Source organism: Helicobacter sp. 12S02634-8, from assembly GCF_002272865.1.
Classification (GTDB): Bacteria; Campylobacterota; Campylobacteria; order Campylobacterales; family Helicobacteraceae; genus Helicobacter_J.
The window spans coordinates 1-22,332 of the sequence record NZ_MLAP01000011.1; the positions used below are offsets into that span (position 1 = coordinate 1).

A 22,332-nucleotide genomic window follows, 5' to 3' on the forward strand; every position below is an offset into this window, starting at 1 on the left:
ATTTTGTTCGATAACATCTCTCTCTAAAGTAGGGAGTTCGACAGATTTTAATACGCCAATTCTCCCTATACCATTGATAAAGACATTTCCCCCTGTGATGGCTTGTGCGTTGAGTCCTTGAAACATTGTTTATCCTTTTCATATTGATTTAATTGGGATTTTTGCAAATCCTAAGACCACTCTAGGGATTGAAAACCCCTTTCGTTCCTAAAGCTAGGGTTATTCCGACTATGTCGTTCATCAACCCGTTTTTTAGAGGGCTTAATTCAGTTCCTTAATAAGTTCTGCCCCATAGCTATCAACTTTATAAATTCTGTTAGTGATATTTTTGATTAAAGGCATTTCTTGGGTTTGGTGCTTGATATATATTTTGCCCTCAGCTATGCTCTCATTTGTATTCATATCTTGTGGCACGCTCACTTCAAAGCCGATAATGACATTATTTGCGACCATTTTTCTATAAAAGGCTTCGAGGTCATCGACAACTTGCTTTAACACATCAGCGACCTGCTTATCTATGGCTTCTTTTTGGCTTTTAGCGATTGTTTCTATGATGGTGTCAAAAATAACGACAGAATGCAAAGAGCTAAATTCACTATCTCTGTTTTCTCCTCCCCACGCCCTCAAGCCATTATCTACAATCACCAAACTCACGCCTAAAGCCCTCAACCTATCAGCGACACAATCCTCACCTGATATAAACTCTATGGGGTCAGTGATGGCTATAATCCCACTGATGAGCCGATTAGAAAAAGTCTGTGCAAAGCCATATTCTGTGCTAGCCATTACTTTGATATAACTAGCCAAGATAAAAGCTCCTAGAGGTCTGATGACATTGTCTATGCGATTGACTTTTTGATAAGTGATAATGGCTCTTTTGGCTTGAAAGTCTTTGATAGCCTCTTTGATTTTCTCTTCTTTTGTCTCATTGACTTCAATGGTATAAACAGCGCCTAGCTTATCGCCTATGGTTTTTAGCTTTTCCCAAACGCCCTTATCGTTGTTATAAAGTGTGGCTAGGATAAACTTGGGCTTATAGCCTGTGATAGATTCTGCGTTTAAAAGCCCATCGATCGCCCCTAATGCTTGCTTGATATCGTTGTTGTGCCTTTGGGTATCATCTGTGCCTGTGGTGTCTTTGGTAAAGCTTGAGAGTATTAGGGTGGTTTCTATGCCTGTTGCTTGCAAATCTAGCAATGTATCCTTCACGCTCCCCTCGCCCACTGCCCCTAGGGCTTCTTTAATGCTTGGGTAATATTTCAAGCCGATATTTTCGCTTTTGCTATCATCTCCAACTATGGCAAGCGTGCGTGTGTTGTTGATGGTATAGCTCTGAGTAGCCTTGCTACTGACTTCAATGTTGATTCCAAATTTTGCGCTCATTGTGTTCTCCTTTGTGGATTTGATGGATTTTATTGACTTGTTCTGTCAAAGTGTTTATAATGACCATACCCAACTTTTGATGAGAGTTTGGGCGTTTCAAAAAATATGACCTTATGCGTAGGTTAAACCCAATCCTCATATGGGATTGGGTTTTTTTTTGGTCTGCCTCATCACCTTTGATGGGTTTTTTAGCCCATCTTGTTTTATCACTCACTCTTCCCCCCTGCAAAAATCTAAATCACTTTTCAATAGCTCTGTATAGACTAAGACTGCCTTTAAATCTTGCAAAATATCTCCACTCTGCATAGGGGCTTGGCGTGGTTTGATATCGCATTTTGTGGGGATATACACATACTCATAATGGCGCGCACAAGCACTATTACATAGCATTATTGCCCCTAAAGTAAATATCCAACGCATTTTTAACCTCCTGCATTTGGGCTTGACAGCTTGGGTCTTTTTGCTTGATGATTTTGTATTTTGTGATAATTTTTTCTTCGATTTTTGGCGTGGCTTGTGTGTAGCGTTTTGTGTCTATAGCCTTAGATTGTATGGCTTGATTTTGATTTTGGAGGGCAATTTTAGCTTCTAGGGCTTGGACTCCTAGCTTGATTCGATAATGGATATACAGCTCCACGCCCACCCATATACTGCCGATAATGACTAAAATCCCCACACCTAAATAAGCCTTGGATAAATCAAACATTTACGCCCCCTTGTCTTTGATATTTTGCGTGGCTAGATATGTTGGCTCTTTTGGCTCTTTATGCGTTCGCATGAGTTCAGATAGATATTTTGCTCTGCGTTTGGTCTGCATAGCCCACCCAGAATTGAGCATTTCATAGCTTGCGTTGGCATAATCCCCTGAATTGAGTGCTAGAATCATTTTTTTAAATAGCAGCAAGCGCGGGATACCTAGATTATAAGCCATATCTAAGATAATGCCCTGCCTTGTGGAGTCTAGCTTATGAAACCATCTGAATTGAGTGAGTGCATCATATAATTCCTCTAAATGCTCTATGAGCCATTTCTCTGCTTCTTCCTTGCTGTATTCGCCATAGTTGTGTTCTATCATTTTCTTTTCTTCCTCACTCAAAGGGTGGGCTTTGATATTTCTGCCATATCCGATAGTTTCTATTCCCATTGTGTCCATATAGACATTTCTTGAATATCCCTCGTGGTTTTTAATCGCATTGATAAGCTCAAGAGGGATTTTGCTCTGTGTTGTTTTTTTTGTCATTATTTGCCTCCTTTGTCATCGATACCCATTTTTGACTTGAATACCTTGATGAGTAGCCTTGCGATTGTCTCAGCCCCCACAAATCCAATCCCCCCTCCTAAAGCACAAGCTAGCGAGGTGGGTATGCCATAAAATATGGCAACCTCAAAAGCTATCCAAGTAACAAGCATTGAGCTACCTACACCATAGACAATAAACCAAATCGCCTTACTTTGTGTGTTGATTGGCTCTTCTCTGATAGCTCTGAGTGTATAGAGAATTCCCACAAAAATACCGATGATAATCACAAAAAAGTATGTTTTAAAATAATCCCACGCACTCATTGCTTAGCCTTTAGTGAGTCTTTAGCATTGATGGGTTCGCTTGGTTGTGGCTGTGGCAGTGGCGTTTGGGGTGTTGGTGTTTGTTCTTCTTTTTCTTCCCAAGCTATTGCACGCACCTCATCTTCAGTATTGGCTTCTTGAATCTTGTCTTTGAGCTTGCCACATTTAGCAAGCAAGGCATTTTTATGCGTTTGCATATCCTCATAGAGCTTTGAGAGCTCTTCTTTTGTATGGGAGATATTGGATTTATCAAGGGGGTCAGTGGCTTTTGCAGCGCGCACACTCCCACCATTACCACTAACCACTAAAGCTAGGATATTGATTTGGTCTGTGAGTCCTAAGTCATAGATATATTCTTCACCTAGGGCGTTTGAATTGCATTTTTCTATCTCTTTAGCGCAGAAAATATTCATTTGATTTTTCTTCTCTGTTTTTTTAGACTCTAGGGCTTGTGAGAGTGCTTGGATATAAGGCTCAGGGATTTGTGTTTGGATAAATGGGTCGTTGAGTTCAGTGTCTGATTGGATATACACAAAATCACTATCACTATAAAGGCTCTTAAAATTGCCTTGCACGCTTTGGATTTGGGCGATGGGTAGTTTATAAGTATGCATTATTTAGCTCCTATGGGTAGTTTTTGGGGTTGTAATGTGGGGGTGGTGTAGTCTATGTTGTTGTTATAAACTGCTCCACACGCATATAGCGTTGTGCCATCTGTAGCAATGAGTGCTCTTTCACTTTCATACACGCTCGCAATAGCATAATCAATAATCCCATTGGGCGTGGGGATTGCTAGCCATTGCCTTTGGTTGTCATTGTTCCCATTGCCTAAGCTCCAATTGTTATAGCCGTGGGTATAGAGCGTATCGCCCCTCTTAGCACACGCCATAAAATAGGTATATTCAGTCGCTTCAATAGAATCAAAGACATTTGAAACATCTTTTTGAGTTTGCAGACTTGTGCCTGCTCTTGTGTTCCCAACGCCATACTCAGCATAGCCCCAATTCCAAGTTCCATCTCTTGTGGCTATATACATTGTCCCATAGGGGGCATTGCCTACGATTCTATCGTTATAATCAAAATTTATATAAGCCTTAAAAGGCGTTGTATAATCAGCGCTGATAGCCTTAGTGGATTCACAAGAGCCATTAAAGCCAACAAAATAAAAATCTGTCTTGCCCCCATCGCCCCATTTGCCCTGAGCGACCTTAAACCAAGTCGTAGCTTTCCAACCACTAGAATCCCTTGTGCTATGATAGACTTCTATGACCTCTTTTAATGCTAGCTTTGCAGGCGTGAGCTGATTTGTGTTGTGTCCTAAACCTAGGCAATAATTCCCGTTCCAACCCCACGCCCAAAGTTCAGAGCCTTTGCGTGCAAACACCCCTGAAATGTAATTATTCCCTCCAAAAATCTCATCAACATCATTTAAGCTTTGTATCATTATGAATTTATTTGAATCAATCGTATTCCCAATACCTAAGCTCCCATATGCATTGTATCCTGCACTCCAAACGCTCCCATCAGAAAGTAAAATCGTGGCAAATTGATAGGAGCTTGAATAGCTTTTTGAGCAGACTTGCTTGATTTTTGCTCTAAATGTAACCTTTTGAGGTATAGGCGTGGCGTTTGTGTGTCCTAAGCCTAGGCAACCTTGAGAATTATTCCCCCAAACCCAAAGATTGGGGCTGTCTTTTTGAATAGCAAAAAAATTAGCGTGTCCTCCCACAACCTCTGAAATCTCTACATTTGCAGGCAAACATACACGATTAAATCCCCCTAAACCTTGGCGATTACATCCTGAAGTAGTGGCTGTCCCTCCTGAGCTGAGTAAATCTCCATATTTGACAATCTCCCCATCTGTATTTACATAGACTTCTTGAATCATAATCTGCCGATAAGCATTGACCTTTTTGCATAGCCTAATCTGCTTTTTGAGTGTGTCGCTTTTGATATTGCTTGCTAGAATCTCTAGGTCTTTTTTGAGTGCGATTGTGTAGAGTTCTAGCGTTTTGGCGTTTTCTTTTATCTCTGCTTGTTTTAATGCTTTTAACTCATCGATTTTATTGATAATCTCTTGATTTGGGTTGATTGTGTTGTTTTCTTCTTGTGTGTCCATTAATTAGCTCCTTGTGTGATTTCTTTTTGTATCTCTGTTCTAAAGGCTCCAATGGTAGGCTCTATGGCTTCTATGGTGGCTTGAGATAGGGGAGTATCAGCAAACACGCCCTCCAAATAGGCTATATGGCTCACCTCAACGCCCTCTGCTTGTCCATAGATGGGATTAATCCTACTTGCATCAAACCCTGCAGTCACGCCCCCACCACCATTAAAAAACCCCACACCACTGCCACCATATGTATAAAAAGCCCCTGATATGCCTTGATGTTGCGCGATAAATGTCCCTATGATATTTGGCAAGCCCTCAAGGCTTAATTTTCCGACCTCATCAGTATTGCGTGTGCCTTTTGAATAAAGCCCATCTTGAGGCAATCTAAAATACACGCCCCCATCATTGCCCCTTGCTTGGATACTATAAAACCATAGCAATGGATAGTCTGCAGCCTTGAGTATTTGGTTAAGTTTGATATGCGTGCTAGGGAGATATGAGCGATAAAAATAATCTTTCTTGCCGATTTTATCCCTCTTTTCTCGCTCTTTTCTTGCAAGCATTAAGGCATTATCTAGGTAGTCATTTAAAGCTTGCAAGGTGGTTTTTCGCTCGATTTCTTGTAAGGATTGATTGAATTTTTCAATGGGCTTTAGGGCAATGTTGATTTTATCGATGGTTTCTTTTTTCAAATCAGAGCGCACAAACTCCAAAAACGCATTAAAATTCTGCAATTCTGCTTCTGAAATATAATGATCAGTCTTAAACACCATCTCAGCACTCTCGCCTTTTAAATCTGTCTTGAATACAAAATTCCCTCCCACGCCCTCTAGTTTTTGAATTTTAGGCGTGAGCGCAATGCAATATAGGCTCTTATTTGTAGCACTCCCTATAGCTATCGCTTCTATTGGCTCTGCATAGCTTGTTTCATAGGGTAATAAAATCTCAAAGCACAAATTCCCCAATTCATCATAAAACGCACTCCTCACATCGATACTAAAAATGATATGCTCTTTTAAGCTCTCATACTCTAGGGGGCTTAGCACACTATGGATATCAAAATCACTTTCTAGGCTCCCAATAAAAAAGGCTTGTGTGCTTTGGGATTTGATGAGTTCTAAAATCTCATTTTTGGATTGGTCAGATATTTGTGTTTGGATTTTTAGCATTGTGTGTCCTTTATAAGCTCCATTGAACGCCCATTTTTAAAGGTATCTGCACTCCAAATGGTGGCGTGCTTAAATCTAGCCCTTTAAAATTATCTCTTAAGGGCTTTTTATCATTGACAATACTCGTTATGTCTTTGAGTGCTTGGGCGTTGAAATCCCCCTTTAATTCCACTTGCAAAGAAAATTCAAACTCTTTTAATTTCTTGTCTTCTCTTTTGGTTTGGATTTTGATATTCTCATACTCACTCAATGCTTCTCTTATGCCCTCTTGCGTGCCTAGCGTGCGTTTGGCTATCATTGGTGCTTTTAAGTATTCTTTTTGCAACTCTAGGGGTAAATGGGCGATATTTAAATCAAAAGTTCTGCTAATGAGAGCTAATACCTCTTGATTTTTAGCGTGGCTTGTATCATAAAAATATACATTGTCTAAATCAAGCCTTTCAGAGATTATCTCTCCAATGATAGACTCTAAGGCTCTGATATGCTTAGGATAATGAGATGGCAGATAACTAGGCATTGTTTTCTCCCATATTTTCTGTATTTTTGGTTTGTTGGGTTTGGGTGAGAATTGATAGATTTTCTAGCTTTAAAATCCCTTTGGGCGTGGCTTCTTTGAGTCCATTGACACTGATATTTACTATCAGCGTATCCACAAAAGAGCCTGCGATAATCTTTGATTCTGTGATATTTTCTCCAATCCCTAAGCTTGCAAAAAGCCCCCTGATATTGTCATTGACTGATTGTATGATTTGGGTGTTTTGGGAGTTGTCTTTGATAGTTAGTGTGATGGTTAAGTCAATGGGTATCTCTGTGGCTTGTGTGTAATAGACTTGGTCAGTTAGTGGGATTTTATCTTGCAATGACTCTTTTAATTTCTCTAGGGCATCGGCTGTTTTGGGAGAATAAATCACCTCAACCTCGCCCAATCCCCTATGGATAATCTTGCTTTGAGTGATTTGGGGTATGGAGCTAAAGTATTCATAGCTTTTATAATTGCCTGCAGTTGATGGAGTTGCTAGGTAGGCTAAGAATCGCTTTTTTAAGTCCGTATCACTCTCGGGGGCTTTTTCTTGCGTGAAAGGCGTGAGCTTCTCAATGCTTGAGATATAAATATGAGGGATTTCAAGGCTTATAGTTTCAAAATCATCACGCAAGCCATCTTCTAGCTCCACACTCACAATCCCCTCCCCATCAATGCTTTCATCTTGACTCAAATAGGCATTATGGGCTTTGTTGTCTTTAAATTTTGTTCCCTTAGGCAGTGTGATGGGTTGGGTTGTCTTGATTTTTAGCTGTGCGATAAAAGGCGTTCCTAAAAATCGCTTCAGTCCTGCAAGCCCCACTAAAGAATCCAAATATTCCCCACTTGAAAACTCTAAATAATTATTAGCAATGGTATAGTTGATATAATTGATATATCGATTCAATCGATACACAAAACAATCCATCAAAACGCCCAAATCATCACCGATTAGGGGGGCATAATCAGGGTAGCTTTCTTTGAATCTCTCTAAAATGATATTTTTTTCTAGCGATACATCTAGTGGGATTAAAAAGCTTGGTAATTGCATTTATAGCTCCCAACTTGGAGTAAAATACATCACATTGAGCGTGATTGTGGCTTTAAAAATGGGCGTTTGGAGAAACTCTATGTCTTTTGCGACCTCAACAACATTTAAAATATAGTTATATTTGCTTAGCCCATTGAGAGCTTTTAAAATAGTATTCACTAGACTAAAGCCCTCATTAGCCTCTGTATAAAGTGTGTTAATCTCTATAGTGCTTATCACTTTCCAATTCCCACTCGAATGCACGCTGATAGAATCATTGATGTCTTTAATCACACATATAGGCATTTGGGCTTCTTCATATCCTAGCCTTTCAAAAATATCCACTGCATTAAAAATCTCTGTATCACTAATGGCTTGATGGATATTTTTCAAAAGCTCTTCTTTCATTGATTTGCCCCTTGCTTATCCCCTTGATTTACCCCTTTGACTTCTTGGAGTAATAGCCTTGTGAGGGCTTGGGATTCATCTTTTTTTTGCGTGATTGTGTATTGCTTTTGGGTGTGGGTGTCTGTGATAATGTCCCTTAACTTGAGATTTTGGGCGATGTGTGAGAGGATTAAAAGTGTAGTCTGATATCCAACGCTTGAATCTTCATAAATCACTTGTGCATTGCTCCTAAAACTGCCCTTAAAGCTCAAATCATCTTTTTTAAAGACTCTGCCTGTATTTAGCAATGCCCCTATGTCTTTGTTTAATAGCTCATTGGGTAACATTTTCTGCACTCTCTTTTTTCTCTTCACTAGACCCATTAGCCCCATTTTGGCTTTCTTTTTGCTTTTTGGGCTTGATTAAATCCTGAGCCTTTGGGCTTAAAGGGCTTAAATCCCTCTCAATCGCACCATCTCTAATGAGTCGTTTGATATATGTGCTATCTGTGCCCTTGGGGAATGTAACGACCTCCTCAGCTTGCCTGTAATCGCCTAATATATGCGTGGGATTGATGACTTTAAATTGCATTTTTGCTCCTTTTAAAGGGGAATTGCTCCCCTTGTTTATGATTTACTAGGTTTTGACTTGGGATTTTGATTTTGACTGATAACAAACGCATTATTACGCTTATAGGCAAAATCAATATCATAAAAGCATTCAATGGTGCTAATGCCCCCCTCTGTTTCGATATACCTGACCTCTAGCCCATTGCTCCAAATCCCCATAATCACATTAGAAAAATCAGCTAGCACAATGTTTTTATCAGCAATGATATTGTTCATAATCACATTAAAGCCTGCGAGCTTGCCATTTTCTAGGAGCGTGCGTTCGGTTTCTGTGATATTTGTTTCATTGATAAATTTGGGTGTTCCCTCTAGCGTGATATAATCAAGCGAGTTGCACACAAACGCACATTTAGAAGTGTCATAATCATTGCTCCAAAGCTTGCCTTTAAAATCTAGTGCCCCTTTATATGTGGGTTTGGTGAGATAATCAGAGATTGTATTTGTGCCTGTGAGATTAAAAATCCCTGTTATCGGACTTGTGCCATAAAATAGGGCTTGTTCGGCTTTGAATTTAATGGCTTGTGTGATTTTGTTGATGATATAAGTATCAAGGGCAAAAGGACTCATCATTGCCATTTGGCGTGTGATTTTGACCTTTGCATAGATAGTATGGGGAGTGAGCTTGATATCTGAAAATGTAGGGATTTGCCCCTTGATACTCTGAGCTTCTTCCACAAAATACGCATCAAAAGTCGTGTCATCTCTTGGGATTTGTTGGACTCCATTTAAATCAGGCATTAAATCAAGCATAGAGAGTATGGGGCTTTGATTCTTGACTAATTCAATGAATTTATCCCCTCGATAAGTGATAGGCTCAATGCTTTTAACCCCTGCTATGGTTGATTTTATTGTATCATCACCTCCAACATCATAGGGTTTATTATCTGCTAGTTGGGTAAAAAAGCTATTCGGCACCGAGAAACGCCCATTACTACTTAAATATTCCTTTTCAACGCCAAATGTGCCCTTGATGATATTTGCGATTGAAAAATTAGGCTCTGTCTGCTTAGAAGTCTTGATAGAAAAGCTAGGCGTGTGATTTTGGGCGTTTTGATACAATTCATCTCTAAAATCCTTATAACTCTTACCTTGAGCGATTGCTTGGAGTCCTAAGTTTTCACAGCCCATAATCGCACTCATCTGAGCGATTTCTCTTGCTTCATCAGTTCTATTTGCTTGCATTTGGGTTTGCATTGCCTTTTGCTCCTTGATTTCTTGATTTTGTGTGCTTTGTTCTGTTTGTTCCATTTTTTGTTCCTTTATTTTGTTTGGATTCTCTTGAATCCTCTGTTGAGTTTCTTTTTCTGCACGCTCTTTTTTAGCCTGTGCAAACTTTGAAACAATAGCCCTAGGGTCTGCCCCCCTCCAAACTGCTGATAACTCAATGATTTCACCTTGTGTTATCTTGTAGTGTGGGAGGTGGTCGATTTCACCGACCTCAACAATCTCAGTATCCCCAAATCCTACTGAAACGCTATCAGATAGCCCTGCTTGATACCTTTCAAAGGCTTCTTTAGAGTTGGGTATATTTTCATAAAACTTCACTTTGACCTTGAAACCCTCAGAGTCCTTTTTTGTTTCGATGATATTTCCTATGGCGTTGCTAAAGCTTGGTGTATGGTCTAAATAGAGCTTTTGGGCGTTGAATTCGACCTTGTCTGTATCGATGGAGATATAAAAATCTCCAAAAATACTCTCTCTTTTAATGGTTGGATTGGCTGAGAGGGCAATAAATGAAATTGTCATATTTTTTGTGTCTATGGGGTCAGAGATGGCTTTTGTGTCGGGTGTGTATAGAAAGTTTATATTTTGCTTGATATCTTCAATGCTGAGTTTTGACATTATTTCTCCTCTTTATCGTTGTCATTATCATTTAAGCTCAAATTCAGAGATGTAGCACTTGAAATGCTCTTTAGTCTGATGAGTTCATCTAAGAGCATATCATTGCTATCTTTGATATTTTTAGCCCTCACACCTAGCTCAACGCCCTCTTCTTCGATAATTTCTTTGATACTTTTAAGCCCTAGCTCAATTTGCATTTTCTGCGTGCTGACTTCTTTGAGTGGGTCGATGTGTCCATAGCCTTGTTTCTTAAAGCTTGCGTTTTTTAGGGCTTGTTCGGCTTCTTTGGGCGTGATATCGCCTTTTAAAATGGCGTTCTTGATAAATCTCTCAAAAATGGGCTGATGGATTTTGCGTTCTAACAAAAACTGAATACGCTTAAACCCTCGCCTCTCTTGCAAAATCCCACTGCGTGAAGAGGAGAAATTGACCTCTGCTAAATTGCCTGTATAGCTTGCATAGCTGATACCTAGAGCCCTTGCTATCATTCGGTCAATGTGTATCATAAAATCCCCTACATTGGGGTTATGATTGATATTGAGTGGCTCAATCTTGTAATTATCGTTCATCGTGATAATTCTGCCATCTTCAATTTCTATGGTCTTTGGCTCTGAGTCTTGGCTCTCTTCTTCCAAATCTCCCACACCCCCTCCAAACTCCTCATTATCCTTTGGCGTGGCAATGAGCGAAAATCGTGAGGCTATGTTTGCTTGGGCGATTACTGATTCAATGTATTTATCAGACTGCATAACCTTTAGCATTACAGGCGTGATATGGCTGATGCCCCTGACTTGGGCTGAATAGAACACTTTTTTTAAATGTATGACATTTTCTGCGCTTAATTTGAGTCTTTTTTGATTCTTTTGATTGACATAATACGCAATAGGTCGGTTGTTATCATCAAATTCTATGCCCTTTCTAATCTTGTCATTATCATCATAGGTATAATCGATAAATTCAGGGGGGATAATCCGAAGCCTTAAGCCATCTCTTGTATCTTGCAGATAAATAAAACACTCTCCATCTCTTAGGTAATGGAGCAATATAAACCTCTCAAAGTCTTTAAAATCATACCCACACTCAAAATCACACACACTCCCCCATTGTGCCCATAATGACTCAATCTTATGATTTAAGACCTCATCAGTGCTGTCAATATCAAGCGTGAATCCCTTATCTCCATAAATCTCTGACTCCATGAGTTGCAAATACCCATAAATCGGAGGGCTTGAGATAGCTAGATTTCTTGCAAAAAAGAGCAATTTAGAGCTAGAGCTATCAAGATTGATATTCCTTAGCACGCCCATAATTTGGCGTTCATATGCCTTTTTAGGTGCGAAGTAATCAAAAGGGGCGCTGAAAGCCTTAGCAATGCTTGATTTTGTCTTTGTCTTTAGGCTATTCACCCCTGCTCTTTTAATCTCTAATCCCATTATCTTCATAGCACCACCTGAATATAAGGAGGTAGCTTTGAGTTTTGGGCTTGCAAGCTTGATTTAAGCTTTTGCAAGGCTTCAATCATCTCAAAAATGCTAGTCTTTTCAATACTCACCCCATCAATGCTATATTTCAATATGCCTGATTGCGTGATGGGTTGGGTCAAAAGCTCTTCAATGTGTGAATCAATGAGGGCTATTTTTTCTTTATTTGTCATTTTCTGCCTTGCTTTGTGCTTGCTTGCTTTATATTTGCTTTGGCTTTATCTTTTGGGCTTGCTTCTAATGCTTGTAATGCTTGGCTTGCCCTTTTGCTTGATTCATTGAATCGCTCTTGCGTATTCTTGTATTTCCTAAACGCAGTATGCACCTCATCTTCCCACTCTTTGATTCTTAAATCTTCTTTGATTTTATGGGTCAAATAGAGCTGTCCTTTGCCTGTTTTGGCTTTATCTTTTGGGCTTGCTTCTAATGCTTGTAATGCTTGGCTTGCCCTTTTGCTTGATTCATTGAATCGCTCTTGCGTATTCTTGTATTTCCTAAACGCAGTATGCACCTCATCTTCCCACTCTTTGATTCTTAAATCTTCTTTGATTTTATGGGTCAAATAGAGCTGTCCTTTGCCTGTGATGAGCGTTTTTGTCGTGATTTTATTCCCCTCTGTGCTCTGATAAATCTGCTCAATCACTTTAAAATACCCCCTCTCTAAATGTCGCTGATAGGGCTTATTCCTATAGTTTTTATATAAATATTTATTCTCTCTCAACCACTCAAAAAGCCTATTCTGACCGATTTTGATATTCTCATCAAAAAGCACCTTTGCAAAATCCCCTATAGAGATTGCATTATCTGTATTGCTGATTTGGTTGGCAAACTCCACTAAAGGCTTATCATTGCTGATTTTGACCTCTAGGGCTTGGATTTGCTTGGCTTGAGAAAGTGCTAATTCTAGGGCTTGGATATAAGTTGTGGGGATTGTTTGATTAGGCGCATAAAAGCCATTTTTTCTAATACTTGGCAATACTTCAGAAGTCACCCATCTTTTAAAAGATTTAGCCTGTGGCTTTTCAGACCAAAGCACTGCTGAATACAGACCACTTTCAGTTAATAAAATTGAATCATATCGCACACCATCGGGCAATTTAACCCCTATGGAGGTCTTTAATATTTCCTTAAGCTTTATAGTTTCATATTCCTCCAAACGCCGACACATCACATCTGCATCTTTATAACCTAGTATCTTTGCTATATCTGAAGCTATGAAATAAGGGGTCTTGATATCGCCTATGACTCTGACCTGCCCTAAGTCTTGATGGTTGAATATTTGCAGTGATGGGGAGGGGTTAAAATCTTGCATATTTTGCGTGGTGTGCGTTGGATTAAAATCCATTGAATCCTACCTATTGCTATATTTTTGGCGATTGTAACATATGGATTTTGGGGGATTGTGGGATTGATGGGCGTGGATTTAGCTATAAATGCCTTTAGTTGATTGTGATTGATTGTAATTGATTGTGCGTGAATTTTTTCTCATTTACTTTTCTTGTTTTTTTGTGTAGATTTTGGGGGTAAAAATCTTTATTTTTTTAAATGGGCGTGATTTTTGGGGGGCAGATTATGGGCTCTATTGGTGGGCTTTGGTTGTGTGGGCGTGGGTTTTGAGCTTGGGTTGCGTGGTTGTGATTGCTTGATTAGTGGGGGGGAGCTATATTTTATGGGGTGGGGTGCTTAGCTTATCAGAGTGGGGGGGCGTTTGGTGTTGTTGTGGATTGATAGCAGAGGGAGCAGAGCTGTGGGTTTAGATTTTATATTTTGTGGGGTTGTGAGGAGGTTTGGGAGCGTGGCTTTGAGTCTTGGTCTTTGATGGGGTAATGCGTGGGGCTGATAATGGGGCAATGCGTGGGTAGTGTGGGAGCTTTTGGGTTGAATCGTTGGGTCTGATGGGCTTTATGTGGTGGGGCGTTGAATCTTGGGGCGTGGGGATTTATAACAGAGAGGAGTAGATGGATCAGGGCTGTGGGTTTAGATTTTATATTTTGTGGGAGTTATTGGGATGTTATGGGAGCGCGTGGTTTGAATCTTGGGCGATAGTGTAGTAATGCGTGGGCTTTTGGCTAGTATGAATTATCAAAATTCTTCACATCATATAAATTTTTTTTATTTTTTAGATAACTTTTTTTAGATTTGTCAAGAGCCAAATTCTGCAGACACGCTTTCACTTCCCCCATCGCACAAACTCTCACAAGCCCTTTAAACGCTTACTATTCCCCATTGCAGTGCGTTGGAGTTGGGATTGATTGGGCTTGTGATTAAAAATGATTGAGATAGATTTTCAATTTTATTTTTTTAAATGAAAATGAAATCACCTTTTTTTTCTCACAACTCTACCTTTCCCACGGGCGGGCAACCCCATCATAGGGGGAGGGGTATAGAAAGAACCTAAACAAGGGGGGGATAATCATTGAATCAAATCAGTATCAAATCTTAAGACAATCTAGCTTAAAGAATTATTATCCATCAAAGTATTAAGAATTATCCCTAACTCAAATGAGTCAGTCCATATCCCTCCTGATGTGTAGTTGTTTTCTCTTGAGTCAATCCCTTAATCTTTCTTTGATTTTAGCTTGTTTTTTCTCTCTCTATTTTGTGATTTATTTTAATGCAAGTTCTAGTGCATTAAAGGCTACAACTAAGAGCAGTTTCATACAAAACTTTGAATTTAAAAATGGCTCATTTTGGGGTCAAATATAGAGATTAAAACACCCCCTTGAGATTTGGTGCAGTGGTGCTTGGATAGATTTTTTGGTTAGGGTTGTGATTTGTCGGCATTTGATGGGTGATTTAATCATTGAATTCATCGGTAATTCAGTATCTGTTTCTTGCGTTTTAATCGGCTTTTATAGATTCAAGACATCATCTGTTTTAATCGGTAATTCAGTTTCAAACTAAGCCATCAACTCCAAAGATTCATTACATAGTCTTTACCACTATTAGGCATTAAATGAGAGTATCGCATTGTCATTGTAATATCCCTGTGGTTGAGTAGTTTTTGTATAATCTGTATAGAAACGCCCTGAATTGCAAGATGTGAAGCAAATGTATGCCTGAGAGAGTGTATCACCACTTTATGCTTATTATCGGGCTTATCTTGGTTAAAAAGCCTATTCAATACAGCGCTGATATGCGCTTGCAGGGTGTATTTGTTCTTTTTAATGATTGAATCATTATCATTTAGATCCCCCCATCTCTTTAAAATGAGATTAGCTGATTCATCGTTGATAAACCCCTTGTAGTATGATGAGTTCTTAAAATCTCTGAGTGCGATGGCTCTGTTTTCTAGGTCTATGTCTTTCTTTTTGATGTTGAGTATCGTTACTAGCCTTGCTCCTGTGCTGAGTGCCAAATTCACAAACAGCAGATTATCATAGTCGTTTTTCACCGATTCTTTGAGTAATAAAATTTCTTCCTTGGTTAAAAATCGCTCTCTCTTGTTGTCTGATTTGATATTTTTAATTTCTTTGAAATTTCTGACTTTAGCCCCAAACTCCAATTCAGAAAACTTTAATATTTGTTTCAAAATTGCTATTCTCATATTGATTGTTGATGGTTTGAGTTTTTTTGATAGCTCAATAATAATGCTGTTGATATCGCTTTGAGTGATGGAGCTGATTGTCTTGTTCTCTAATGCTCCAAAATCTTTTAATATCCCTTGATACTCTATAAAAGACTTTTCTCTTAATCTCAATTTCTTAATCTCTAAAAATCTATCAATGACCTCCTTGAATTTCGTATTTTGATTGCCCCCATCGCCATCATCTTTTTCAAGCTCTGCTTTTTTTTGATAAGCCTTTTTTTCGCTCCACCCTTTAGATTTTGTCCCAATTTTTAATTCTCTTTGCTTGCCATCTTTTGTAAATCTTGCATAGTAACAAATATCTCCATTGCTTAGCTCCTTGTATCTGATACCCTCATATTTTGCACTTTTTTGCTTGTTCGCTTGCTTCATTTCTGTCCCTAATCTGTCCCTAATTTAAAATAATTTTGGTTGATTGTGATTGACTCTAATTGATTGTGAGTGAAAATATAACCAATTTCAATATTTTAAATTATACTCTACAAATGCGTTAATTGTGGGATAAATTGATTTTGGTTGATTGTGATTGACTCTAATTGATTGTGAGTGAATTTTTAAGAAATGGGGGTAAGTGTAGTATAGATAAAATGGCTTATTTTAGTGAAAAATCACTGAAATATCAAGTTTGTGCCATGGGCTTTAGCTAATAATCCCTTTAAACTTCTCTACAATCGTTTTGATTTTCTCAAATACGATTTGCTTTTTGATATGGATATCTTTTGATAAACGATTCTTTCCTTTTGTGGGTATGATCTTTGCAAGGTCTGTGCCATTATCACTTATATGTCCTTGTTTGACTGCTATTCCGATATAGTGTTCTGCTTCTTGTGGGTCTAGACCTTCTGTTTGGATCAATTCCTTGGTTTCGGCTTTTTGTTTGACTGTAGCAAATTCAGAGAATTGCTTGAGGATTTCAGTTTTGTCTTTGATGGTGTCTAGGTTGTTTTGCTGGATAAACTCTGCAATCAAATCCTCTTTAGCGCGGTGTTCTAGGCTAGAACGCACAAGGCTACGCACTTCTTGAATCAGAGTATTTTTATCTTTAGCGCGGGCTTTGTTTTGGTTGATGTCTAATATCAGCTCTAGGATATAGTCCAGATTGATTTCTTGGGATTTAAGCAGTTCGATTTCAAAGACAACCTCGTCCCAATTGATGGTGGATTTTTCTTGCTCTACGCCAATGTTTTGGCGTTTGCGCCACTCATTGAGGTCGGTATATGTGGATTTGTAGTCTTGTATGGTGCGTGTGGGGAGCACGGGGATTTGGGATAGCTCAGCAATGTCTTTGTCTTCTAAATAATATTGATTTTTAAGCGCTTCTAGGGCTTTTGGATCGTTTGTATCGATTTTTTGGAGGGCAAGGAGTGCGCCAAATTTATCATAATTTTGCAAGATATTTTCCACTTGCAGATATTGCCCAAAGAGCTCAACAAAGTCTTTTTTATCTTGTTCTGTTTCTGTTTGGATATCTTGAGGATCGGGGAATTTTTCTTTGAGTTCATTGACAATAGCCAGATAGCCTTTGTTTTTCTTGCCTGAGAGGAGGTCATTGAAACCTTGCATGTATTCATCATAGCTTTTTTCTAAAATGACATTTTTAGTCTTGGCCTTGCCAAATAAAGTGATCGCCTCTTCTGTAGCCTTATCAAGATCTCTGAAAGTCACGATATTGCCAAAGGTTTTGGCGGCATGGATTCGATTGGTGCGTGAATATGCTTGGATCAGTCCGTGATAGCGCAAGTTTTTATCCACAAACAAAGTATTGAGTCTAGGAGCGTCAAACCCCGTTAAAAACATACCCACCACAATCAAAAGATCCACTTCGACCTTACGCACTCTTTTAGCTAAGTCTTCATAGTAGTTTTGGAATTCTTTGGATTCAATGCTGTAATTAGTCTTAAAAAGCGCATTGTAGTCATTGATAGCTTGGATTAAAAATTCTTTAGAGCTGCCCGTAATAGCAGTGGTATCAAAACTTTCATCAATAATCTCTCCTTGAACCATCGCATTGCCATAGGCTAAGTCTTCATTGGGAGCAAAGGAAAAAATTGTCGCGATTTTTAGCGGGCGTGGGCTATCTTTTTGCAAGTCTTTGAGCGTGGTGTAATAGAGCTTAGCAGCCTCGATACTGCTGACAGCAAACAAGGCATTGAAGCCTTGGGAGGTGTTTTGGGTGCGGTGGGTCTTTTGATGGAAATGCGTGAGGATATAGCGAGAAATTTCTTTGATTCTCTCAGGGCACAAGAGGGCGTCTTTGCTTTTTTCAAGTGCAGTGAGCTTTTGGATATCTTGTTCTTGTTCCATATCCTTGAACTTGGGCTTGACATTATGATAATCAGCGTTGAATTTGAGGACTTTTTCATCTCTGATGGCGTCTGTGATGACATAGGAGTGCAGCTGTGTGCCAAAGACATCTTGCGTGGTTTCAGAGCCCGAGGCGTTTTCTGTAAAAATGGGCGTGCCAGTGAAGCCGAATTGATAATATTTTTTGAATTTCTTACGGATATTTTTCTGTGCTTCACCAAACTGCGAGCGATGCGCTTCATCAAAAATCAAGACCACTTGTTTGTCGTAAATTGACAAGTTTTCAGGGCTTTTGATGAGATTATTGAGCTTTTGGATCGTTGTCACACAGATTTTTTGGTTTCCATTTTCTAGATTTTTTTTGAGTTCTAAAGTGTTTGATGAGCCATTGACACTATCGGGATTGAATTTTTTGTATTCTCTGATTGTCTGTGCATCGAGGTCTTTTCTATCAACAACAAAGAGCACTTTATCGATAAAATCAAGCCTAGAGGCAAGGGTAGCTACTTTGTAGCTTGTGAGAGTTTTGCCACTTCCTGTGGTATGCCAGATATATCCCCCGCCCTCTCTTTTGCCCCAGAGTTTGGCGTGATAAGAGCTTGTGATTTTCCAGATGATCCTTTCAGTCGCTGCTATCTGATAAGGGCGCATGATGCATAATTGCTGTTTGTCATCTTCAGTTCTTAAGACACAATAATCAAACAAAATCTTCAAGAGAGCATTTTTCTGAAAAAATGTCGCTGTGAAGTCTTTGAGGTCTTTGATGAGCGTGTTGTCTGAACGCGCCCAATTCATCGTGAAATCAAAGCTATTTTTATTTCTATCAGTGGTGTTGGCAAAATATCTGCTATCTGTGCCATTGGAGATGACAAAAATCTGCAAATATTTAAAAAGTGAGTGCTCGGCGTTGAAACTCTCTTTGGTATAGCGATGGATCTGATTGAACGCTTCTTTGATAGCGATTCCTCTTTTTTTGAGCTCGATTTGCACAAGAGGTAGGCCATTGATGAGTATGGTGACATCATAACGATTGGTTTGCGTGCCTTTTTGGGTGAATTGTGAGATGACTTGGAGTTTGTTGCGGTGGATATTTGTCTTATCAAAGAGATGGATATTTTTTTGCTGCTTGTCATCAAACTCAAACTGATAGCCCCCGCTATTATGGACTTTAAAGGCCTTGTCTTGTTCGCTGTCATTGGGCTTATCAAGATATTCTTCTAAAAACTTCTGCCACTCTGTGTCATTAAACACCACATCATTGCACGCACTGATTTGGACTCGGAGATTTTCTAGGAGCGCTTGGGGGTTGTTGATATCAGGTCTGTATTCATAGCCTTGCTTTTTGAGATCAGAGATAAACTCCCTTTCTAAGGCTTCTTCGCTTTGATAAAGATTCGTATTTTGGGGGATAGGGTCATAGCGGTCTAGGATAATGTAATTTGTGTTTTCTACGATGGGCTTAGTGGGCATGGAGTTCCTTTCGTGGATTGTGTTTTTAGGGGGCTAGCTCTTTGAAGTCTAAGAGTGTATCGCGATAATAGGCATATTGCTTTTGGCGCAAGGTGATTTCTTGGGGGATACCTTGAGTGAGGGAGTGGGTGAGTGTATGGAATTTATCTAAGATTTCTACAATCTCTTCTTGCACCTCTAGGGGTGGAATAGGGATTTTGATTTTAGCCATTTTGTTTTTAGATACATTAAACCTTGTGACCCCTTGGGCTGTTTTGCAAATTTCTTTTCTGAGATGATGGGAACGAAATAAATATTTTGTAAATTCTGGAAGTGTCACAATCGGTTTATGAAATCTAAGAATAAAACAAAAGCTATTCAAATATATTTTTTCACAAGGTCTTTGTGTGACTACTGATGATATACCACACTCATTGGGCGTTTCTGAAGAGCCTGTAAATACCACATCGCCATATTCTAGTGCGCGTTGGTTTTCATCTGCTTCAATCTTGACACTTTCAGTTTCGTTAAAATCAATGGATAAATGAGCGTAAACATTATTGTATGGGATAAATCTAGCATTTCCATCTTTAAAATCATTTTTTGATTTACCACTTAAGCCACCATAAAAATTTCCAATTTCCCCTAAGCTCACAAGTTCATACCCCCCCCCCCATTTGAGCGAGAGTATCTAGGTCTAAGAGCTTATCGCGATAGTAGGCATATTGCTTTTTACGCAAGGTTAATTCAGTGGTTAATTCAGTGGTTAATTCAGTGAGCGCGTCTAAAATCTTTACAATCTCTTCTTGCACCTCTATGGGTGGAATAGGGATTTTGATATTATTTAAATCCTTTAAATTTAAACTTGGGATCCCCGCACCAACTTGGGAATTCATTAATTTTTTTTCATTGTTTTTAACAACATAATATAAATATTTATAATTAATATTTTCATTGCAATCTGAAATTACAAATAAATGTGCTCCAGCCCAAAATTTGGTAAGTTGAAATTGCACATTGCCCGCAGAGGCACCACCTTGACTGATAGTAATAAGATTTTCTTTAAAATTGTATTCGTTCCAATATCCCGATGGTTTCAATCCTCCATTAATAACGGGATATAAGCCCACATCTAATAGTTTATCTTTGTTTAGTTGAACTCCTTTGACTATTGTAGTGACTTCCCACAAACTCTTATATTCCACGCCATTGGGGCAGTGCTTGGCAATGAGGTCGTGGATAGAGGTCATGAGATTGCCTTGTTTTCTAGGGTCTGGATAATACTATCAATCTTTGCTCGGAGCTCTCCTTGGGTGCGCACGGATTGGGCGATTTGGTCGTTGAGCTCTGTGATATTGATGATTTCTTGCGTGTCTTGGGCTTGGACATAGGAGCTGACAGAGAGGTTGTAGTCATTAGCAGCGATCGTGTTGGTATCCACAGATTTGGCGATGTATTCGAGGTCTTTTTTGTCGTTGAAGATTTGTAAAATCTCTTCAATGTGCGTATCGGTTAGGATATTGTTGTTGGTTTGTTTTTCATAGAAATCGCTTGCATTGATGAATAAGACCTTGTCATCTTGCTTGCCTTTATGGAGGACTAGGATACTTGTGGCAATCGGAGTGCCATAAAATAGGTTTGATGGGAGGGAGATGATGGCTTCTATGACATTTTGGCTGATGAGATATTTTCGGATTTTCTGTTCTGCGCCACTGCGATAAAGGATCCCCGGGAAGCAGACAATCGCTGCGCGACCCTTGGAAGAAAGGCAGCTGAGCGCGTGGAGGACAAAGGCAAAGTCAGCTTTGTTTTTGGGAGCGAGCACACTTGCGGGGGCGAATCGTTCATCGTTGATGAGGTCTGGATCATCGCTGCCTTTCCATTTGATGGAATAGGGGGGATTGGATACGATCGCATCAAAGGGCTTTTGGTTTGTGAATCTTTTGGGCGCAGTGAGTGTGTCGCCTAGCGCGATTTCAAATTTATCATAATTGATGTTATGGAGGAGCATATTCATGCGCGCGAGGTTGTAGGTTGTGTGGTTGATTTCTTGTCCGAAAAATCTTATATCTCTATGTGTGCGCCCCCCCCCCCATTTGCTTTTTGGCTTGGAGGAGCAAGGAGCCTGAGCCGCAAGCAGGGTCATAGATACAAAGGGGTTCTTCTTGCATATCGGGGGTGTCAAGCCCACTTAGGGCGAGGCACACAAGGAGTTTAGAAACATGTTGTGGGGTGAAAAACTCGCCCCCACTCTTGCCGGCGTTGGCTGCGTAGTTAGAGATAAGGAATTCATACGCATCTCCAAAAATATCAATCGAACTATTTTTAAAATCCCCAAATTTAAACGCAGCAATACCTGTAAGCACATGAGTTAGGATCTTGTTTCTATCAGCGACATCAGCGCCTAGGCGATTGCTCCTTGTGTCAAAATCAGCAAAAAGCCCTTTAAAATCAGATTCTGAAGCTGTGCCTACAGCAGAACCTTCGATGTCATCAAATATTTTTCTTAGGTCTGTGTTGAGATTGGGATTGGTGTGCGCTGTTTTGACTACATTGCAAAAAAGATCTTTAGACTCGATGAAATAGCCTTTTTCTTTGACAATATCTGCCCTAACGCTATCATCAATTTTTTCTTCATGAGTCGCGTAGTCCCAATCACTATCCCCATTATTGATATATTCGGTCAAGTTTTCACTGATGAAGCGATAAAACAACGCTCCTAGCACATATTGCTTGAAATCCCAGCCATCGATAGCCCCCCGCACTTTATCGGCTATTTTCCATATTTGATTGCGTAGTTCTGTTTGTTCTTCTTGATAAGCCATCAGAGTCCTTGATACATCGATTCTCCCACTCTAGCCTGATTACTTCTCTAA

21 protein-coding genes and 1 pseudogene are annotated in these 22,332 nt (G+C 39.5%); all 22 read right to left on the minus strand.

Annotation, left to right across the window (positions count from 1 at the left end; translation table 11 throughout):
• Window positions 1-261: 261 nt before the first annotated feature.
• On the minus strand, window positions 262-1,383 hold the full coding sequence (locus tag BKH46_RS07410) for a phage tail protein (protein WP_095226203.1): 1,122 nt from the start codon (window positions 1,381-1,383) through the stop codon (window positions 262-264).
• A 210-nt stretch (window positions 1,384-1,593) separates the two neighbouring features.
• On the minus strand, window positions 1,594-1,773 hold the full coding sequence (locus BKH46_RS07420; protein ID WP_253248333.1) for a hypothetical protein: 180 nt from the start codon (window positions 1,771-1,773) through the stop codon (window positions 1,594-1,596).
• The gene (locus BKH46_RS07425) at window positions 1,763-2,089 is read right to left on the minus strand and encodes a hypothetical protein (protein WP_095226206.1); all 327 of its coding nucleotides are present in this window, start codon (window positions 2,087-2,089) and stop codon (window positions 1,763-1,765) included. The genes BKH46_RS07420 and BKH46_RS07425 overlap by 11 nt, the downstream gene beginning before the upstream one ends.
• Window positions 2,090-2,623 carry a hypothetical protein gene (locus tag BKH46_RS07430; RefSeq protein WP_095226207.1) on the minus strand — a complete coding sequence of 178 codons (534 nt, stop codon included), beginning with the start codon at window positions 2,621-2,623 and terminating at the stop codon, window positions 2,090-2,092. It lies immediately after the preceding gene.
• A complete protein-coding gene (locus tag BKH46_RS07435; RefSeq protein WP_095226208.1) occupies window positions 2,623-2,946 on the minus strand; it encodes a phage holin family protein in 324 nt (107 codons plus the stop codon). The genes BKH46_RS07430 and BKH46_RS07435 overlap by 1 nt, the downstream gene beginning before the upstream one ends.
• Window positions 2,943-3,560, minus strand: a complete 618-nt coding sequence (locus BKH46_RS07440; protein ID WP_095226209.1) for a hypothetical protein — start codon at window positions 3,558-3,560, stop codon at window positions 2,943-2,945. The genes BKH46_RS07435 and BKH46_RS07440 overlap by 4 nt, the downstream gene beginning before the upstream one ends.
• On the minus strand, window positions 3,560-5,065 hold the full coding sequence (locus tag BKH46_RS07445; protein ID WP_095226210.1) for a hypothetical protein: 1,506 nt from the start codon (window positions 5,063-5,065) through the stop codon (window positions 3,560-3,562). Before BKH46_RS07445 ends, BKH46_RS07440 begins: the two co-directional genes overlap by 1 nt.
• Window positions 5,065-6,225, minus strand: a complete 1,161-nt coding sequence (locus BKH46_RS07450) for a hypothetical protein (RefSeq protein ID WP_095226211.1) — start codon at window positions 6,223-6,225, stop codon at window positions 5,065-5,067. Before BKH46_RS07450 ends, BKH46_RS07445 begins: the two co-directional genes overlap by 1 nt.
• Window positions 6,226-6,235: 10 nt before the next feature.
• Window positions 6,236-6,742, minus strand: a complete 507-nt coding sequence (locus BKH46_RS07455) for a phage tail protein (protein ID WP_095226212.1) — start codon at window positions 6,740-6,742, stop codon at window positions 6,236-6,238.
• Window positions 6,735-7,796: a baseplate J/gp47 family protein gene (locus BKH46_RS07460; RefSeq protein WP_095226213.1), complete on the minus strand. Its 1,062-nt coding sequence runs from the start codon at window positions 7,794-7,796 to the stop codon at window positions 6,735-6,737. The genes BKH46_RS07455 and BKH46_RS07460 overlap by 8 nt, the downstream gene beginning before the upstream one ends.
• Window positions 7,797-8,183, minus strand: coding sequence for a hypothetical protein (locus BKH46_RS07465; protein WP_095226214.1), 387 nt, complete (start codon window positions 8,181-8,183; stop codon window positions 7,797-7,799).
• A complete protein-coding gene (locus tag BKH46_RS07470) occupies window positions 8,180-8,509 on the minus strand; it encodes a hypothetical protein (protein WP_095226215.1) in 330 nt (109 codons plus the stop codon). The genes BKH46_RS07465 and BKH46_RS07470 overlap by 4 nt, the downstream gene beginning before the upstream one ends.
• Window positions 8,496-8,753: a hypothetical protein gene (locus BKH46_RS07475; protein WP_095226216.1), complete on the minus strand. Its 258-nt coding sequence runs from the start codon at window positions 8,751-8,753 to the stop codon at window positions 8,496-8,498. Before BKH46_RS07475 ends, BKH46_RS07470 begins: the two co-directional genes overlap by 14 nt.
• Before the next feature lie 35 nt (window positions 8,754-8,788).
• The gene (locus tag BKH46_RS07480) at window positions 8,789-10,633 is read right to left on the minus strand and encodes a phage major capsid protein (protein ID WP_095226217.1); all 1,845 of its coding nucleotides are present in this window, start codon (window positions 10,631-10,633) and stop codon (window positions 8,789-8,791) included.
• On the minus strand, window positions 10,633-12,075 hold the full coding sequence (locus BKH46_RS07485; protein ID WP_095226218.1) for a phage portal protein: 1,443 nt from the start codon (window positions 12,073-12,075) through the stop codon (window positions 10,633-10,635). The genes BKH46_RS07480 and BKH46_RS07485 overlap by 1 nt, the downstream gene beginning before the upstream one ends.
• The gene (locus BKH46_RS07490) at window positions 12,072-12,287 is read right to left on the minus strand and encodes a hypothetical protein (protein ID WP_095226219.1); all 216 of its coding nucleotides are present in this window, start codon (window positions 12,285-12,287) and stop codon (window positions 12,072-12,074) included. The genes BKH46_RS07485 and BKH46_RS07490 overlap by 4 nt, the downstream gene beginning before the upstream one ends.
• Window positions 12,284-13,459 (minus strand): phage antirepressor KilAC domain-containing protein, encoded by a 1,176-nt coding sequence (locus BKH46_RS07495; RefSeq protein WP_095226220.1) that lies wholly within the window; start codon window positions 13,457-13,459, stop codon window positions 12,284-12,286. Before BKH46_RS07495 ends, BKH46_RS07490 begins: the two co-directional genes overlap by 4 nt.
• Before the next feature lie 1,563 nt (window positions 13,460-15,022).
• Window positions 15,023-16,075, minus strand: a complete 1,053-nt coding sequence (locus BKH46_RS07500; protein WP_095226221.1) for a site-specific integrase — start codon at window positions 16,073-16,075, stop codon at window positions 15,023-15,025.
• Window positions 16,076-16,342: 267 nt separating this feature from the next.
• Entirely contained in the window at window positions 16,343-19,477 is a 3,135-nt protein-coding gene (locus BKH46_RS07505; protein ID WP_095226222.1) for a type I restriction endonuclease subunit R, read from the minus strand.
• Window positions 19,478-19,502: 25 nt separating this feature from the next.
• Window positions 19,503-20,111 carry a restriction endonuclease subunit S gene (locus BKH46_RS07510; protein ID WP_253248334.1) on the minus strand — a complete coding sequence of 203 codons (609 nt, stop codon included), beginning with the start codon at window positions 20,109-20,111 and terminating at the stop codon, window positions 19,503-19,505.
• A 4-nt stretch (window positions 20,112-20,115) separates the two neighbouring features.
• The gene (locus tag BKH46_RS07515) at window positions 20,116-20,706 is read right to left on the minus strand and encodes a restriction endonuclease subunit S (protein WP_095226224.1); all 591 of its coding nucleotides are present in this window, start codon (window positions 20,704-20,706) and stop codon (window positions 20,116-20,118) included.
• A pseudogene (locus BKH46_RS07520) lies at window positions 20,703-22,281 on the minus strand (type I restriction-modification system subunit M). Before BKH46_RS07520 ends, BKH46_RS07515 begins: the two are co-directional and overlap by 4 nt.
• Window positions 22,282-22,332 lie beyond the last annotated feature (51 nt).

Bases quoted from the DNA above. Each gene is read 5' to 3' on its own strand.
- BKH46_RS07410 (WP_095226203.1), bottom strand. From the start codon at position 1,383: ATGAGCGCAAAATTTGGAATCAACATTGAAGTCAGTAGCAAGGCTACT.
- BKH46_RS07505 (WP_095226222.1), bottom strand. From the start codon at position 19,477: ATGCCCACTAAGCCCATCGTAGAAAACACAAATTACATTATCCTAGAC.
- BKH46_RS07465 (WP_095226214.1), bottom strand. From the start codon at position 8,183: ATGAAAGAAGAGCTTTTGAAAAATATCCATCAAGCCATTAGTGATACA.
- BKH46_RS07500 (WP_095226221.1), bottom strand. From the start codon at position 16,075: ATGAAGCAAGCGAACAAGCAAAAAAGTGCAAAATATGAGGGTATCAGA.
- BKH46_RS07470 (WP_095226215.1), bottom strand. From the start codon at position 8,509: ATGTTACCCAATGAGCTATTAAACAAAGACATAGGGGCATTGCTAAAT.
- BKH46_RS07435 (WP_095226208.1), bottom strand. From the start codon at position 2,946: ATGAGTGCGTGGGATTATTTTAAAACATACTTTTTTGTGATTATCATC.
- BKH46_RS07485 (WP_095226218.1), bottom strand. From the start codon at position 12,075: ATGAAGATAATGGGATTAGAGATTAAAAGAGCAGGGGTGAATAGCCTA.
- BKH46_RS07430 (WP_095226207.1), bottom strand. From the start codon at position 2,623: ATGACAAAAAAAACAACACAGAGCAAAATCCCTCTTGAGCTTATCAAT.
- BKH46_RS07495 (WP_095226220.1), bottom strand. From the start codon at position 13,459: ATGGATTTTAATCCAACGCACACCACGCAAAATATGCAAGATTTTAAC.
- BKH46_RS07425 (WP_095226206.1), bottom strand. From the start codon at position 2,089: ATGTTTGATTTATCCAAGGCTTATTTAGGTGTGGGGATTTTAGTCATT.
- BKH46_RS07480 (WP_095226217.1), bottom strand. From the start codon at position 10,633: ATGTCAAAACTCAGCATTGAAGATATCAAGCAAAATATAAACTTTCTA.
- BKH46_RS07455 (WP_095226212.1), bottom strand. From the start codon at position 6,742: ATGCCTAGTTATCTGCCATCTCATTATCCTAAGCATATCAGAGCCTTA.
- BKH46_RS07445 (WP_095226210.1), bottom strand. From the start codon at position 5,065: ATGGACACACAAGAAGAAAACAACACAATCAACCCAAATCAAGAGATT.
- BKH46_RS07420 (WP_253248333.1), bottom strand. From the start codon at position 1,773: ATGCTATGTAATAGTGCTTGTGCGCGCCATTATGAGTATGTGTATATC.
- BKH46_RS07515 (WP_095226224.1), bottom strand. From the start codon at position 20,706: ATGACCTCTATCCACGACCTCATTGCCAAGCACTGCCCCAATGGCGTG.
- BKH46_RS07490 (WP_095226219.1), bottom strand. From the start codon at position 12,287: ATGACAAATAAAGAAAAAATAGCCCTCATTGATTCACACATTGAAGAG.
- BKH46_RS07475 (WP_095226216.1), bottom strand. From the start codon at position 8,753: ATGCAATTTAAAGTCATCAATCCCACGCATATATTAGGCGATTACAGG.
- BKH46_RS07460 (WP_095226213.1), bottom strand. From the start codon at position 7,796: ATGCAATTACCAAGCTTTTTAATCCCACTAGATGTATCGCTAGAAAAA.
- BKH46_RS07440 (WP_095226209.1), bottom strand. From the start codon at position 3,560: ATGCATACTTATAAACTACCCATCGCCCAAATCCAAAGCGTGCAAGGC.
- BKH46_RS07450 (WP_095226211.1), bottom strand. From the start codon at position 6,225: ATGCTAAAAATCCAAACACAAATATCTGACCAATCCAAAAATGAGATT.